At 46.2% G+C, this 15419-nt stretch carries 11 protein-coding genes; 2 read left to right on the top strand and 9 right to left on the bottom strand.

Annotated elements, in window-relative coordinates; genetic code table 11:
* Positions 1–70: 70 nt before the first annotated feature.
* Positions 71–3040, bottom strand: a complete 2970-nt coding sequence (locus GVN20_RS13720; protein ID WP_166558884.1) for a DUF5107 domain-containing protein — start codon at positions 3038–3040, stop codon at positions 71–73.
* 94 nt (positions 3041–3134) lie between these two features.
* Here GVN20_RS13720 and GVN20_RS13715 point away from each other — a divergent pair, with 94 nt between their 5' ends.
* Positions 3135–3743 (top strand): Uma2 family endonuclease, encoded by a 609-nt coding sequence (locus GVN20_RS13715; RefSeq protein WP_166558883.1) that lies wholly within the window; start codon positions 3135–3137, stop codon positions 3741–3743.
* A gap of 54 nt (positions 3744–3797) precedes the next feature.
* Here the strand turns inward: GVN20_RS13715 and GVN20_RS13710 are convergent, their stop codons facing one another.
* From GVN20_RS13710 to GVN20_RS13695, 4 genes are all read right to left on the bottom strand, one after another.
* The gene (locus GVN20_RS13710) at positions 3798–5351 is read right to left on the bottom strand and encodes a SusD/RagB family nutrient-binding outer membrane lipoprotein (RefSeq protein WP_166558882.1); all 1554 of its coding nucleotides are present in this window, start codon (positions 5349–5351) and stop codon (positions 3798–3800) included.
* A gap of 58 nt (positions 5352–5409) precedes the next feature.
* Entirely contained in the window at positions 5410–8490 is a 3081-nt protein-coding gene (locus tag GVN20_RS13705) for a SusC/RagA family TonB-linked outer membrane protein (protein ID WP_166558881.1), read from the bottom strand.
* Positions 8491–8657: 167 nt separating this feature from the next.
* On the bottom strand, positions 8658–9749 hold the full coding sequence (locus GVN20_RS13700; protein ID WP_166558880.1) for a dipeptidase: 1092 nt from the start codon (positions 9747–9749) through the stop codon (positions 8658–8660).
* 67 nt (positions 9750–9816) lie between these two features.
* Positions 9817–10806 carry an App1 family protein gene (locus tag GVN20_RS13695; protein WP_166558879.1) on the bottom strand — a complete coding sequence of 330 codons (990 nt, stop codon included), beginning with the start codon at positions 10804–10806 and terminating at the stop codon, positions 9817–9819.
* 50 nt (positions 10807–10856) lie between these two features.
* Between GVN20_RS13695 and GVN20_RS13690 the strand changes: the two genes are divergently transcribed.
* Positions 10857–11747 (top strand): diacylglycerol kinase family protein, encoded by an 891-nt coding sequence (locus GVN20_RS13690; RefSeq protein ID WP_166558878.1) that lies wholly within the window; start codon positions 10857–10859, stop codon positions 11745–11747.
* Positions 11748–11805: 58 nt separating this feature from the next.
* Here GVN20_RS13690 and GVN20_RS13685 read toward each other — a convergent pair whose 3' ends face one another.
* The 4 genes from GVN20_RS13685 to GVN20_RS13670 all read right to left on the bottom strand — a co-directional run bounded on the left by GVN20_RS13685 (position 11806) and on the right by GVN20_RS13670 (position 15253).
* Positions 11806–12210 carry a hypothetical protein gene (locus GVN20_RS13685; protein ID WP_166558877.1) on the bottom strand — a complete coding sequence of 135 codons (405 nt, stop codon included), beginning with the start codon at positions 12208–12210 and terminating at the stop codon, positions 11806–11808.
* A gap of 98 nt (positions 12211–12308) precedes the next feature.
* On the bottom strand, positions 12309–13520 hold the full coding sequence (locus GVN20_RS13680; protein ID WP_166558876.1) for an alanine dehydrogenase: 1212 nt from the start codon (positions 13518–13520) through the stop codon (positions 12309–12311).
* Between the two features lie 15 nt (positions 13521–13535).
* A complete protein-coding gene (tsaE, locus tag GVN20_RS13675) occupies positions 13536–13976 on the bottom strand; it encodes a tRNA (adenosine(37)-N6)-threonylcarbamoyltransferase complex ATPase subunit type 1 TsaE (RefSeq protein ID WP_166558875.1) in 441 nt (146 codons plus the stop codon).
* 35 nt (positions 13977–14011) lie between these two features.
* Complete coding sequence (locus GVN20_RS13670) at positions 14012–15253, bottom strand: hypothetical protein (protein WP_166558874.1); 1242 nt, start codon at positions 15251–15253, stop codon at positions 14012–14014.
* Between the last annotated feature and the right edge of the window lie 166 nt (positions 15254–15419).

Here is a 15419-nt window from a genome sequence, read left to right as displayed (position 1 = left end):
CAAGTAGTTACGAAAGTTAAAAAAACAAACCTTGGGGGGTATTTTATCGGTGCTTGTAACGAATTTTAACTTATTCAAAGAGTTTCAGTAAATCAAATTCTTTAGCTGAAAGACCTTTGCTCAATTTCAATAAATCGACCGCCTCTGGTTCCCTATTTTTGAGTTTTTGATTGACAAATTTCTTCAAATAATTCGTCAGGCGGTTGTCTGGGTCGTAAGGTTCGCCTGAGCCCAGATTTTCGGGCCATGTTTCGGCCTGTTCTAGATAAAGTTGTGCTTCTTTGTATTTTTTACGGTTGGACAATTCGGCGGCGTACCGAATATTGGCTTCCCGAAACAACGCATGAGCGCCCGAAGCGCCTTCATTGGGCAGGATATTCAAAGATTGCATCAGCTCAATGCATTCTTTATAGCGCTCTGATTTCAGGAGTAACCGCGCCCGCTGTTGCCCCAAAATGTACACTTCGTGGTCGGGCAGTGGGGTTTCAGATTTGCCAAGCCTTTGAGACTTAGAAAGTCGTGATTCATTGACATCGAGGGCTTTTTTTAACTGCCCGTTTTCGGCATAAAAATCCGCGAGGGCTTTTACGGTTCGCCAACTATTTGGCGCCAATTCATAGGCTTTTTCGAGAGCGGTTTTTACTTGGACTTTGTCCTTTTTCAATGCCTCCGCTTTGTACAAATAATAAGAAAAAAAATCAGGTAGCGGGTTATATATTTCGATAGCCCTAAAGTCACTTACATCGTGCATACCACGCACTGAAGCCGTTGCGAGATGCTGATAGTAGCGTAATTTCCCGTGTTGTTTTTTCGTCAAACCCCATTTTAAAACTTCCACCGTTTCGTTACGAAAAGGGAAAACACCTTCAGGAGAGGCCAAAAGCACGGCTTCCAGGGCTTGCGCCGATTCCGCTTTTCGGTTCAATTTATCCAACAAATACGCCTTCCATAGATTCACCATTGGATTGGAAATCGATGATTCCAGTACCTCCAGACTTTCTGGGTACAGCCCTAGTTTTTCATAACTGATAGCCATTTCCAAGTTGGTTTCAGAAGGCAATTCACTCCGTATCATTCCCAGAAACTGCTGTTTATCTTCCGGTTTCTGCGTCATCCGGGCTATTTCAAACCGAACGAGATGATTCAGCGGGTCGTTTTGCAAAATCTCTTTTGCTTTTTGTAAAGCCGCCTCATTTGATTTCAACAGGCGTAACACAATAATTTCGAGGGCTTTAGCGTCCCAGTGGTCGGCTTGGCGTTCCAGCGCCTTCTGTAAAAGCGCCAACGCCTTGACATAATTTTTTTCTCTGACCGCCATTTTTGCCAAATGATACAGCGCCGCAGCGCGATAAGTCGGGTCGAGGGAAGCCGTAGCGAAACGGTCTTTGGCCGCCGTCCACATTTCTCCTATACCTTCGTAGGCCAGGCCAGCAATAAAATTGGCTTTGGCATCATAGGCATTATCACCTAGCACAAAATCAGCAACTATACCTGCACGGGTGGATCCTCTGACATAAGCCACTTCTGCCTGCAAGACCTGTGCAGGCTTAAAAGAAGGGCTTTTTTCCAGTAATGTATTAATTATTGAATCCGCTTCTATGTACTTGCGTTGATTCATCAAATCTTTGGCGTGGAGATACATGCCATAATCTGATTTCCAATCAATTTTTTTTGCAAATCCTAAAAACCGTTGGGTATTTGTCGACCTTCCATCGGCCAGAATCTCCGCCCCGACCTGAATCCTGAGCGAGGCGAAATCCCCCGTCCACTTTACCGAATCACGCACCATTTCGAGCGGTTTTAAAGACAGTTTTTTTGCAAAAACAAGCGTATTCCTTTCCAGCACTTTCAACGTATCCTGTACCGCCGAAACCGCGCAATAATCCAGTTTGAGCCAACCATCCTGCACGCGCAGATTCATTGCTCCCTGCGGCGTAGCATGGGTCAGGCCACGGGTATTTTTGACCGGAAACCAGTATTCCGTCCAACTGTCATGCGTGTAGGGCATGAATGACACGTGCTTAAAAGGACTGTACATACTGCCTTCGGAAGCCTGATTGAACAATCGTCCTGATTGTAATTCCACATACTGCCCGTCGGTATCGGTCAGGAGTTTTTCCCAGATCATGCCTTGGCGGGAAAGGCCCCAAATCCATATTTTTTTGCCCAATTTCTCGTGGTAAGGCGAATATCGGGCAAAACCCATGTTGTTGTTGTGCCAAAAACCGCCGAAGAAGTCGGTATTTTTTCCCAACACATGATAAGATTTATAAGAACCGAAGTTGTTTTGTTCATAAAAATTCAGGTTTCTTCCCAAAGAATCCTTGGGCCACGTGCCCGCCTCACCGTTGTGGCCGATGTAATTTGTACCCGGAAACACAAATTCAAGATTGCCAGCGGCTTTAAAACCCGCGTTCATCCAGTGATAATAGCTTGTCTCTAAGGGAGTTGCGTTGTACCAGTGTGATTTGGTAGTAAAGTACGCTTTGTCTTTCGGCAAATTTACTTCTACCATCCAACGCGTGCGGGCTGACCAGTCCCAAGCACCTAAAAAGCAACTAACACTGCCATCGTCGTTGGTACGGGTAAAATAATCGACGGGTGCCGAGACCGTAGGCGCGTGACCAATATCGCCGAAGTTGATTTCTATCCCACCCGACGTCCACGCCCCGCGCATGGCCACGTCGCGGAATTTGACAACGTGGTTGTAATAGATAAACGGATAATCACTTGACTTTTCGTACGCACCCCAGATCTTCCCGCCGATTTCGGGTGTGATGTATACTTTAATGTAGTCGTTTTCGAGTTCAATAAACTTCCACTCTTTCATCACCGGTTGAGCGGTGTAGCCGTCATACCTAAAATAAGGATACACCCGACCAGGTTGGGGAACGGGGTCAGGGTCCGAAAAAGGATAGGTGGTGAGGGTTTGGGTTGTTTCGCGGACAACCGCATTTTGGGCCGTTGAAGCTTGGATTAATACCAAAAACAGGCTGGTAAACAACCAATGTTTTGGGGATAAAAAATGAACCGGACTCATTGGTATATACGAGGTTATTGGAGAATGCAAGATAAAATTTCGGCTTGGTTTATGCCGTTTTTTTTGAGTAAAATTGTCAAAAAAAGAAAACGCTATGGTTGTTATTGCCACCAAACGCCGCCCAAAAATCCTTAAAATTCCCGCGCATCTCGTCTATGAGGAGCTTGACGGGCAAGTCCTGCCTTATCGTGGCTATTTAGAGGTATTATCAGGAAAAAAAACATTCGAAGAAATTAAGGGCAGCAGTTCATTGCAGGCAGTTCTTGTCTATTTAATTGGTTTTTATATTGGGGTTCGTATCAATCGAAAAAAATATTTAGTAGCCTCCAATGAGTCAGGGCTGCATGTAAATTCGGGGAGTAATCTAGCCAACGATATTGCCGTTTTTGAAAAAGAGAAAATTACGTTGACCGATAAATACTTTGACGTAGCCCCCAAAATTGTCGTTGAGGTCGACATTAAAATAGCTCTGGAAGGAACTGGCCTTACGAATGACCTAGAGTACATGTTGAACAAATCGCAGAAAATGCTTGATTTTGGTGTCGAAAAAGTCATTTGGATCACCACCCAAACCAAGAAGATTTTTGTCATTACTCCCAATGCGCCTTGGTATTTAGTCAATTACGATGAAAACATTCCGTTATTGGATGACTACGTCCTAAATCTTGCCCAACTGCTCTGGGACGAAGAAATTGAGTATTAAACCAAAAACGGGCGATTTCTCGCCCGTTTCGGTCATTTATCTTCACACGTGTAATTAAGGTTTATCCCACCACAAACGGGTAATTGATTTATCCGCGCCACCCAGTTTGGATACGCCAGAATCAACGCCAGCCTTGTTGGTACTGATTTCGCCCGCTACAAACGGCGCTCTGCGCACAATACTACCCACTGGTACATCAGGGTCATCTGAATTTACCCGAGGATACAATTTAGGAAATCCTGAACGACGGTATTCGGCCCAGGCTTCAAAGCCATACGGAAACAACGCCAACCATTTTTGCGTCAATATTTGCTCACGCTGCTTGGCGGCCGTGGCTTCCCATTTTACAGGAATGTCGGTCATACCGGGGCTTTTTACCACGTCATTTAAGGCGACGGGCGTAGAAGTACCAGCGGTGTAAGCGGCAATCGCAGCCGCGTCGGTGATACCCCACTGAGTCATAGAAAGCGCAATTCCTTTTTCATACAAATCTTTGGCCGTTCCACCCATGCTCCAGCCATTCAAAGCACCTTCGGCGCGGAGGAAATGAGCTTCGGAAGCAAACATAATACCCCAAGGTTGCGTAAAACGCGCGGCATCCTGAAATGCAGGCGCTACGTTTGAATTGGCTCCCGGCGCATTTTCGGGTAGGCCCAATTGCACCTGCGAGTATCCATTACGCAATCCTTTGTAGGTATCGCCCGACACTGGACTGAAAAACTTGCTGATGCGAGGGTCTTTGTAGCCTTTGAGCGTACTTTCCATGGCAGCACTCATCCGGAACTCGTTCCATGCCGTGATACCACCGAGCGGGTTGGGTGAATTGGCCGTTACTTTGATGAAAGCATCATCAGCGTTTGTTTCCAATGTACCAGCAGCAACAGCAGCTTCTGCCTCCGTTTTAGCCAAGGCAGGGTCTACTTTTGACATACGAATGGCCAAACGCAAACGCATGGTGTTGGCAAACTTAATCCAACGATCCACGTTGCCGCCATACATTTGGTCATTGTTTCCCAAAATGGTTTTTCCCTTGGACTTTTGCAGTTCAGTCACCGCCGCTTTGAGCGTGGCCAAGAAGTCTTTATAGATAAACTCCTGACTGTCATACTCTACCACTTTTTCGCCGCTACCCACTTTTGAGTACGGAATCGCGCCCCAATAATCGGTCATGGGCAAATACATCTGTACTTTCCAAATTGAAGCCATCGCAAAAATGGCCGCATCTTCGGCCTGCCCGCCGGGCTTGGTGGCATCCAACACCACCAAAAGCGGCGGAATCTGCTGTCCATAAAAGTTATTCCAAGCACCATTCAGCCAGTTGCCCACCATCACGTTGCGGTCAGAAGGGAAGTTGATGGCTACGTTGGCATAATATTGCGCGTGCAAATCGGCGAATAAACTTTCCATCAACTGAAAAGGTCCACGGTCGCCAAATACGCCGCGCCACTGTGCCGCCGCAAAGGCATTTCCAACGGCCGACTTATCAATGGAAGTCAGCTTTGTTTTATCGGTATTGAGTGTTTCAAACTTATCAGTACAGGCATAAAACCCAACCGAAGCCGTCAGCAGCATACCAACCGGAATGACAAGTTTTTTGAAAATTTTCATTTTGTCTCTATTTGTAATGTTAAACAATGTTTGATCCCCAAAATTAAACGTCAATGGATTAGAAAGAGAGGTTCAAATTGACTCCAAATGTACGCGTTGAAGGCATCGAGAAAGATTCCAAACCAACCGTGGTATTTTGGGCGCCAGCGGTGAGTTCGGGGTCAAAACCTTTTGCTTTGTTTAGGAAGAAAAACAGGTTACGACCCACCAACGAAAGCGAAGCACCTTGGAAAGGTGTTTTCTGCAACAAACCCGATGGTAAGTTATAGCTCAGGGCTACTTCTCTCAAACGGATATTGGACGCACTGTACGTAAACACCTCACCAGCAGGGGTGTTACGCCCGCCTACTTTCAACCAATAACGCTCGGCAGTGGTGGCAATATTGTTGGCAGAGCCGTCTGCTTTTACGCCCGGGAAGGTGTAGCTGTCGCGTCCGGCGAGGGTTTCTTCGGTTACCCCGTCGGCATAGATAACAGCATTGGTAAAGGAAGTCACTACACCGCCCATACGAGCGCTGATGAGGAAGTTAAGCGCCAGATTTTTGTAAGTAATCCGGTTGCTCAAACCACCCGTCCAGTCAGGACGTGAGTTTCCTAAATATACCGTAGTACCAGGAGTAATTTGCGGCAGACCATCGGTACCGACAATTACCTGTCCTGAGGCATTACGAACATAACCACGGCTGAACACTTGACCCAACGGTTCCCCTTCAATGGCGCGGATGTTGTTCATAAAGTCATTGGTCAAGTTCAAAACCTTCAATTCTGGCGTTAATTCAACCAATTTATTGACGTTTTTCGCGTAGTTCAAGTCAATGTCCCAGCGGAAATCTCCCGCCTGTACGGGCGTAGCGTTGAGGGTAAGTTCCACCCCTTTGTTGTTAACCAAACCAGCGTTGATAAACTCCGACGACCAACCTGAGGCTGGTGGAATAGCCACTTGGAACAATTGGTTTTTAGAATCACTATTGTACCAACCTAAATCAAACCCGAAACGGTTGTTAAGGAATTTCATCTGCAAACCAAACTCAAGTGCCGTGGTCAACTCAGGTTTGAGATTAGGGAATGGTTTGATTCCGTCGCGGGTGATAAATCCATTTGGACCGCCCGGCAAAAACGAATAGGTTTGGTTCAACAGGTACGGGCGGGCGTCGTTACCCGTTTGGGCAAAAGAGCCCCGCACTTTTGCAAACGAAATGGCCTCCGGCATGGTAATCATATTGGACAGGATGGCCGAAAAACCTGCCCCAGGGAAAAAGTACGATTGGCTTTCTTTGGGCAAAGTCGAAGACCAGTCGTTACGGGCCGTAAGGGTTACGGTAAGGGCATTTTTAAATGTTACGTCAGCCGTGGCAAAGATACCCTGCTTTTCGGTTTCGTTGATGCCGCGCGTGGTTTGGGTATTGCGGGCATTGGTGGTGATGAACAAGTTCTCGCGGTTCAAGCCACCGTTGGATGTGTTCTGATCCAATTGCTTACGGCGCTGAATACTTCCCCCCACGGTAGCATTGACGGCAATGAAATCCGAGAATTTCTTGTCGTACATCGCAAACAAATCATAGTTCTGCTCACTCACTTCACGCCAGTTGGTTTGGTAGTCGCCGTTGTCGGCAATGGTATAGGTGTTGTTATACCATTTTCCTTCAAACTTATCAACGTAGCGGTCTATCCCACCCCGCGCCATGATTTTGAGGGCCGAAGTTAACTTATAAGTCAACGAAGTAAAGCCCGTGATACGGTCGCGGTTATCGGCCGCAATGACGCGGTTTTTAATCCAGTAAGGGTTTTGTCCACCGTTTGAACCTGGATTCCAGAAGTTCTGACGCAGGTTGCCCGTTACGGGGTCAATGTATTCAAATTGTTGGGCTTGTTCCAACGAAATGTTGCGCGGCATCCGCAGAATATGGCGCTGCAAGTTGGCAAAAGCCTCTCCTGTTTGTTGGCGATTATCGATTTTTTCGCTCAAGTAGGTGATTTTAGTATCCAATGAAAGCCGCTCGCCAATTTGATTGGAGATACGCAGGTTGAGGTTGTTACGCTTCAACTTGTTGTTGTCAACAATACCCGTTGCTCCTACGTTTGTGTAAGAAAAATAGGTCTGGGTCTTTTCACTTCCTCCCGAAAACGCGATGGAGTTTGAGATTTGAGAACCCGTCGAATAGAAATCCTTATAACTTCCTGGGTTGGCGTTCATGTTGTACGTTTTGGAAGCGTTGGCAGGATCAGGTCCCCACAGGGCCACCGATTGTCCTGTCATTTTGGGTCCCCAGCTAAATTCACTGGCGCGGTTATAAACACCCGCGCTTCCCTGTCCGTATTCATCCTGAAACTTTTGCAAAACCATGGCCTGCTCTGCCTGGAAAGAGCTGTTGATGGTTACGCCAAATCCTTTGCGAACGGCTCCTTTTTTGGTACTAATAATCAAGGCACCGTTGGCAGCACGGCTACCGTAAAGGGCCGTGGCCGAGGCTCCGCTCAGTACATTAATAGACTCAATGTCGTCGGGGTTAACGCTGGAAAGCCCATCGCCTCCGTCGCGACCACCGTTGGCATTGCCCGGACTGAAGTTTGAGTTGTCCATCGGCACCCCGTCAATCACAATCAGGGCTTGGTTATTACCAGTGATGGAACGGTCGCCGCGCAAAACAACACGAGAAGAACCACCCACGCCCGAAGAAGAACGAACGATGTCGAGGTTGGCGACTCTACCCGCCAGAGAGTTGGCCACGTTTAATTCACGGGCTTTGGAGATATTGGCGACCTGCACCGTTTGGGTGGCATAGCTCAATACTTTCTGATCTTTGGAGATACCCAATGCCGTCACCACCACTTCGCTGAGGGTCCGGGCATCGGTTTCCATTTGAACGTTAATGACTGTTGCCGCACCCAATTCCACTTCTTTAGTCAAATAACCAACCGATGAAAACACCAGCGTTCCAGAAGCAGGAACCGACAATTTAAAGGCACCCTCACCGTCGGAATTTGTTCCGCGATTAGTGCCTTTGAGAAGAACATTCACGCCGGGCAGGGCTTGCCCAGTTTCGTCTTTGATAGTACCTGACAGGGTTCTGTCCTGCGCTATCAATTGCCCTATACCGACAAAAAACGATAACAGGCTTACCAATAGAGTTTTACGCATAAATAGATTGGATTAGTTTAATTACTCAAACGCAAATTATAGGTAATTTTCAAATTTCCATTAAGTTATATGCACTATTTATTAATTTTTTTTAATATGTCATTTATACACTTAAAATTTGGACATATCAAATACTTGCAACTAGGTTTTATTGCGACAACAACTTTTTATAAAATATTGTTTTGCCAAGCTTGCTTCAAGCACCGCAGCCAATTTTGGTGAAAGATATTTTTTAAATCATCCTCCCCGTATCCTCGCTTACGGAGCAAATCTTGGTATAATTGCAGATCGGCGATGGTATCTAAATCATAGGGAGATTGCTCACGACCAAACATTCCATCCAAATCTGTCCCAAATGCAACGTGTCGGCTATTGCCCGTCAACTGGCAGATATGATCCCAATGGTCTACGAGTTTTGACATGGTTACCCCAAACGCTTTCGGGTCTGATTGTCGCTGCACAAAACCCGGGGCCATCATCCAAGCATCCAACGCACCACCAATGACCGCACCGCGCTCAGCCAGCCGCAAAATTTGCTCATCGGTAAGCTGTCGCTGATGCGGCACCAATGCCCGGCAATTATGATGGCTTGCCCAAACAGGACCTTTAAAAAGGGTTAAAGCTTCATTAAACCCCTTATCGGTGAGGTGGGTAGCATCCAGAATCATTCCCAGCGCATCCATTTCTCGCAGCAAATCTTTGCCCGCAGCCGTCAGCCCGTCGGTCGTGCCCGTCCCCGACGCATAACGACCAGAGCCGTACCAAGCTGGGCCAATGGCTCTTAGGCCATAACCGTAGGCTTTTTCCAAATACGAAAGGTTAACGAGCGAATCGGCCCCTTCTAACGAAAGAATAAATCCCACGGGCTTTTTATCGTTGGGCACTTCGGTATTTTCCCAAAGTGCGATGTGCGAATCTAGCTCCGTGGCATTGGTTATCTGAACCATTTCCCCCAAATCAACCATGGCCTGATACCACGCCACCTGCGCCTGGGTCATGGCCCAGGCTTGCGCGGGCGAATACCATCCGTCAAAGGCACTTCCGCGTTGGGTAACCCGCGCCAATTGGGTAGCCACCACCAAACCCACGTTGCCCTTTCTCAAGTCAGGCAGCGAAACCGTACCTTTGCCCCGGTCGCGTTTGTCCGAAAGATTTTTTTCAATTTCGCGCTCCCGAAGTTCCTGTACCGTACAGGTATAATCGCGGTTCCATTCAACGGCATTCATCGCCATGTCTAAGTGGGCATCAATAATCAGCATAAATGGTTAGTGAGTATTAAGTGTTTAGTTAAGTTTAAAATCTTTATTATTAAGCAGTTGCAAAGATTCAATCAAGCAACCCCACTGATTTTGAATGGACGATGGCTTCATCGGTATGTTTAAAAAGACAGGTATGTATGCTTTTATCCTGAATCGAATCTAGGACTGTTCTCGTAAAATCTTCCTTTTCGGGGCTTATGTTTCTGATGTAGAGGGCAATGATTCTTTCGGGATATTTATTGGCCAACAGCGCATAAATCTCGGGGTCTTTTTGAGAATTATCGCCCAGCAATACAAATCTTTGTTTGGGAAAAGCCTCAAAAATCCGCACTACCCGCATCAATTTCCCTTGGTGCTTCGTGGCACCCGTTTGCAGCAACTCGTACCACCTTTTTATTTTATTGAGCAAAAAAGCTCCTTTTGGCAATCCATTGTGTTTGAAAAATTCATTCAAATCATCGTACAGGTTCCATTCACTGCTGGATACGTAGAAAAAAGGGTTAGGTAAATTAGGCTCCGTGTGTGCAAATGCGAGGAGTTTATAAAATCGTACTACATCGGCAAATGTTTTACGGCTGCGGGGGTTTTTGGTAAACATTACCCTTAATTTTTTTCCCGTGTCGGCCGAGTGTGAAACCAGTACCGTATCGTCAATGTCGGATATAAATCCGTATTGAGTAGAGTGTGGCACGAAAATTTTACCTTCACCTGTGGCGGTGGGTTGGCCTTGTTCGTTGAGTAAGTGTACTTTTAAAAAGTGCCACCCCGCGTCTACATTGGCCGTAGATTGCCATTCAAATTTAAAAAAACCGTCTTTTTCGGTGGTGGTATAAAACTTTTGTTCGCCCCATTCTAACTGCACTCGGGCCCCTGGAACGGGTTTAACAAAAAATAATTTTATCAAATGGAGTACATTCTTTAAAACATTGGTACTGTACCGATGTCGAACTACTTTTTTACCAGCCAGCACATGACCATACAAAATCATATTTTCTTGGTGGCCATATCCGTGATAAACCTTCACTGATACGACAGAATTGTTTACTTTGTGTTCCATCTTCAGCAATTTACTAAATTATAGCAGTTAATCGCAACTTTTATCCACCCATGTCAACCCCCGAAAACTACAAAATATTTTTTATCCTCAACCCCGGTTCAGGGCGTAACACCAGAGATTGGGCGCAGGAAATAACAAACTATTTTGCCCCTCTGAATCACACGATTGAATTGTATAAACTCCCCAAAAGTGCCAACGTAGCCAAAATAAAGGATAAAATTGAGCAGTTTTCTCCCCATCGGGTGGTTGCGGTCGGAGGGGATGGCACAATCAAATTAGCGGCCGAATGTATTTTACACACCAACATCTCATTGGGCATTTTGCCCGCAGGATCCGCCAATGGACTGGCGTACGAATTGGGAATCACCGACAATCCCGCGCAGGCATTGGATGTGTTGATTACGGGAATTACCAAAACAATTCACACCACGGTCATTAACGGCGAGCTGTGCCTTCACCTCAGTGACATTGGCCTGAACGCCTATGCCATGAAAAAGTTTAAAATTCAGAAGGTACGAGGAATGTGGGGATATTTGATTGCCTCCTTGAAGGTTTTGTGGCAAAATCCAATGATGGAAGTTGAACTCCAAATTGACCAAAAAGCCATTAAAATGAAAGCCGCCATGATTGTCATTGCTAACGCCACAAAATACGGTACGGGGGCGCTTATCAACCCAGTCGGCACGCTGGAAGATGAATTATTTGAAGTGGTGGTGATTAAAAAACTAGCGGTACGAGAGCTGTTTAAGATGGTCTTTTTTCACGCTTCTTATAATTCAGAAACCGTAGAAATTTTTCAAACAGACGCATTGAGAATGAAGTCCACCAAAAAAGTCCACTTTCAAATAGATGGAGAATATTTGGGTAAGGTAAACGAGGTAAAAGCGATTCTAATTCCCAATGCGTTTAAAATGATTGTGCCACCACCCGCCGTTGTTTGAGGGCGAATAAAAAGGACGGAGCCAAGCGAAACGACGCTACGACCCCGCCCCTATGGTATTAGTCTTCGGGAAACGGGATAAAAACAAATCCCGCAAAGTCCCCCTGAATGACGAACAAACAGCAATATTCGTCGGGATTGCGGTAGTTTTCTTTAAACATTTCTACCGCTTCGGGACCGACTAATCCTCGCTGCGTAAATTCATCCAGAAATGAGGCCCGGTACGACCATTCGTTATCCAGTTCGTTTTGGGCAATCAATAAAACTCCTAAATCTAAGTTGTTTTGTACCGCCACAAAAATGGGATTTTCCGAAAATCCTCTTTTTCGAATCTGGTACGAAGCCTCTTTTAATTGGTCGGATATTTTAACAAAATCCTGCGATATCAATCCCAAAAGCCGTCGGTTGACTTCTGGCGAATTGGCATCGTCCATCAACGCGTTTTCGTTACTGTTGTTAATCATAATTTTTCAGAAGTGAGGAGCGAGAAGTGAGGGGTCAAAAGAAGAATTAAACATTACCGCAGCGGCGGCTTCTGACGCCTCATTCATATCTCCTATTTTTACATTCTTGCGGCCAGCAACAGACTTAAATCTTTGTGCCGCATATTGAATTTTTTAGCAATAATCGGATTGGTGAGCATACCACCGTGGCAGTAAACACCCTTGCTAAACCAACGATTTGCGTACATCATTTGTTCAATACCTCCCGTATTTCCTGCCCGTAGCAGCATAGGCAAGAACACATTACTCAACGCCATGCTCGCCGTATGTGCCACCCGCGACGCGATGTTAGGAACGCAATAGTGAATCACATCGTGAACCCGATAAATAGGGTCTTTGTGGGTCGTAATGCGCGAAGTTTCGATGCAGCCTCCCTGGTCAATGGATACATCAATGATGACCGAGTTGGGCTTCATTCTTGACACCATCTCTTCGGTAACGATGCTTGGGCTGTAGCCGTCGTTGGGGCGCAGCGCGCCAATCACCACATCGGCCCTCTGAATGGCCTCCGCCAGCGTATCTGTCTCAATGATTGAGGTATAAATATTTTGACCAATGGCGTACTTGAGGCGCTGAAGGCGGTAGATGTGTTGGTCAAAAATCTTAATTTCTGCCCCCAAAGCCAAGGCAGTGCGGGCGGCGTATTCAGCCACAGTTCCTGCCCCGATAACGACCACTTTGGTCGGTGGCACACCCGTAATCCCGCCCAAAATAATCCCTCGTCCGTTGTTGGCACTGCTGAGGTATTCGGCCGCAATCAGCATGACGGTACTCCCCACAATCTCGCTCAACGACCGAATGACAGGCAATCCGCCTACTTTATCTTCGATGTATTCGTAACTGATACCAGTGATGTGCTTTTCGTTCAAAAATTCAAAATACGAACGTTCTCGGGTGGGCAAATTGAGGGCCGAAATAATCTTTTGACCGTTTTTAAGGTGCGCAAATTCTTGCTCAACCAACGGCTCAATTTTCAAAATCAAGTCTGATGTATAGACTTCTTGCGGCGAATAAGCAATCTGAGCGCCCGCTTCGCTGTACTCATGGTCAGGAAATTGAGCGCCTTCTCCCGCTCCTTTTTCTACCACTACCTGATGTCCGTTGCGCACCAAAATTGCAACCGCTTCGGGCGTTAGGGCAATCCGATTTTCCTGCAATGACACCTCCTTTGGCAGTCCGATCAACAAACTTTGTTGACCCACTTTGACGGGTGCCAGTGCTTCCTGTGGGTAAAGAGCGGTTTGTTGAGCCAATTCTCCAAAACCTGTCATTTCTGTAAAAAGTGTTTAGTCGTTCGTGTCAGTGTTGTTATCGGTAACTATTATTTCCCGCTTCCCGTTCACGACTTCTCTGATTGAGATGGTAACAAATCGGTCGGGGAGCAAGTCGGCAATTTTATCAGGCCATTCAATCAAACACAAATTACCCGAATCGAGGTATTCTTCCAAACCAATGTCGTAGGCTTCGGCGGTGTTTTTTAACCGATAACAATCGAAATGATAAATAGCCTCCCCGCTCGTGGTAAGGTACTCATTCACAATGGAAAAAGTAGGACTTTGTACTGTATTTACGACCCCTAAATGCTGGCAAATAGCTTTTATGAGCGTGGTTTTCCCCGCCCCCATTTGGCCTTCAAACAACCACACTGGGCTTGTCTGGCAGGCTTGAATGAGCCGCTGCGCCACTTGGCTTATACCCTGTAAATCAAACGGTTCTATCTGAAGCATACGATGATACGACTCGGTTATTTGTCAAACGAAGGCTAAATAACACCTTTCGTTTTCAACTCTTTGGACAATTCTTGCATCAATAGTCGATGCGCTTCTGGATTGGGGTGCCCATCGTGTTGCAATTGGTACTTTTTGGACGGATATGGAAACAGATTTCTAAAATCAATGACCTTAATGCCCCGCTCTTTCAACAACCCAAGCATGGGGGAATCTTTTTTCAAAGCATCTGGGTACAAAACCACATAAAAATCGTCATTTTTAAACTGTTTTTTGTATTCTTCTTGCGATTTTTTGATGAGATTGGCGGTAAGTTCATAATCTTTTGGACGATACGCAAACGGAAAATCCATGGCAAAATGCTGACGGACTTTGCTTTTGAAGACCATCATCCCAAAGCGGTATTTGAGCGGATGGACAAAACGATACACCCCGTTGGTTTGCATCGAAGATTCATCCACGTCTGGAAAATAACCATCGTACATGCCAATCCAGCCCGCCGACGGAATAGCCCGATTGACGTGATCTTCAATGTAGGTATAAACCGCAAAACCCTGCTTTTGAGTCACCTGTTTGGTCATGTTTTGATGCTGCAAACGAGCCAGCATGTGGCGCGGTGAGTACCCAAAAAAACCGTAGTTGTACGCCTGAAAAGCCGAGTTGTTTTTCTGAAAATAATAGGGCATGGTTTCGTTGTCAGCTACTGCGTCGCCGTAGGTGAACGAACATCCAAAAAATAACGCATACCGATTACGTTGGGCGTTGAGGCTATCGGCAAAGGGAGTAATGCGCCGCGAAAACGAGTCTACGTGCATCAACACATCAATCACTGGCTTGCCATTCAGCATTTTAACCCATTTAAAATTGTGGTTCGGGATGGGTTTTCGACCCAAGAACTCGTCAAACGCGTAGCTCGAATCATACGCAGGGCCCGCATATTGGGGCTGGTTGGCAGCGGGGGCTTTTTGGCCCGAATCATGAATCCACCCTACGACGGTTTCTATCCCGTAAATGACAAAAAATACACTCGTCAATGACAACAAAATATTTTGAACCACGGGGGGACTTTGCCGAATCAACAAATAAAGACTGACCAATCCAACGGCCCACGCCACCACCCGAAAACCAATGAGCCTTAAATCATAATCAAACCAAATACCGTCGCCGTTGCCCACAAAAAACTCAATGGCAATGACCGAAAGAATCAATAAGATAACAATGGATATGAAATAGCCGAGTCGGGCAAAGAGCGTGGTATTCTTCTGAAAAAAACGCATTCGTCGAAAGCTGTTCTAGTTTTGAGAGGCCAAAGGTAAAACTTTTTGCCCAATTTATCAGGAATTCCCCCAACACACACCGCTTGCTATGACTAACATTTGTGGACCGAATCAGGAAGAAGCTCCTACCCGACTCCTTAAAAAAAGACGGCGCCGATACAGTAAC

The sequence above is a fragment of the Runella sp. CRIBMP genome, assembly GCF_009905605.1.
Classification (GTDB): domain Bacteria; phylum Bacteroidota; class Bacteroidia; order Cytophagales; family Spirosomataceae; genus Runella.
Note: the sequence above shows the minus strand (reverse complement) of the source record. Positions and strands in the feature narration are given on the sequence as shown.

What these genes read in the sequence shown, in the direction of transcription:
- GVN20_RS13720 (WP_166558884.1), bottom strand. Translation starts at nt 3,040, where the DNA reads ATGAGTCCGGTTCATTTTTTATCCCCAAAACATTGGTTGTTTACCAGC.
- GVN20_RS13715 (WP_166558883.1), top strand. Translation starts at nt 3,135, where the DNA reads ATGGTTGTTATTGCCACCAAACGCCGCCCAAAAATCCTTAAAATTCCC.
- GVN20_RS13710 (WP_166558882.1), bottom strand. Translation starts at nt 5,351, where the DNA reads ATGAAAATTTTCAAAAAACTTGTCATTCCGGTTGGTATGCTGCTGACG.
- GVN20_RS13705 (WP_166558881.1), bottom strand. Translation starts at nt 8,490, where the DNA reads ATGCGTAAAACTCTATTGGTAAGCCTGTTATCGTTTTTTGTCGGTATA.
- GVN20_RS13700 (WP_166558880.1), bottom strand. Translation starts at nt 9,749, where the DNA reads ATGCTGATTATTGATGCCCACTTAGACATGGCGATGAATGCCGTTGAA.
- GVN20_RS13695 (WP_166558879.1), bottom strand. Translation starts at nt 10,806, where the DNA reads ATGGAACACAAAGTAAACAATTCTGTCGTATCAGTGAAGGTTTATCAC.
- GVN20_RS13690 (WP_166558878.1), top strand. Translation starts at nt 10,857, where the DNA reads ATGTCAACCCCCGAAAACTACAAAATATTTTTTATCCTCAACCCCGGT.
- GVN20_RS13685 (WP_166558877.1), bottom strand. Translation starts at nt 12,210, where the DNA reads ATGATTAACAACAGTAACGAAAACGCGTTGATGGACGATGCCAATTCG.
- GVN20_RS13680 (WP_166558876.1), bottom strand. Translation starts at nt 13,520, where the DNA reads ATGACAGGTTTTGGAGAATTGGCTCAACAAACCGCTCTTTACCCACAG.
- tsaE (WP_166558875.1), bottom strand. Translation starts at nt 13,976, where the DNA reads ATGCTTCAGATAGAACCGTTTGATTTACAGGGTATAAGCCAAGTGGCG.
- GVN20_RS13670 (WP_166558874.1), bottom strand. Translation starts at nt 15,253, where the DNA reads ATGCGTTTTTTTCAGAAGAATACCACGCTCTTTGCCCGACTCGGCTAT.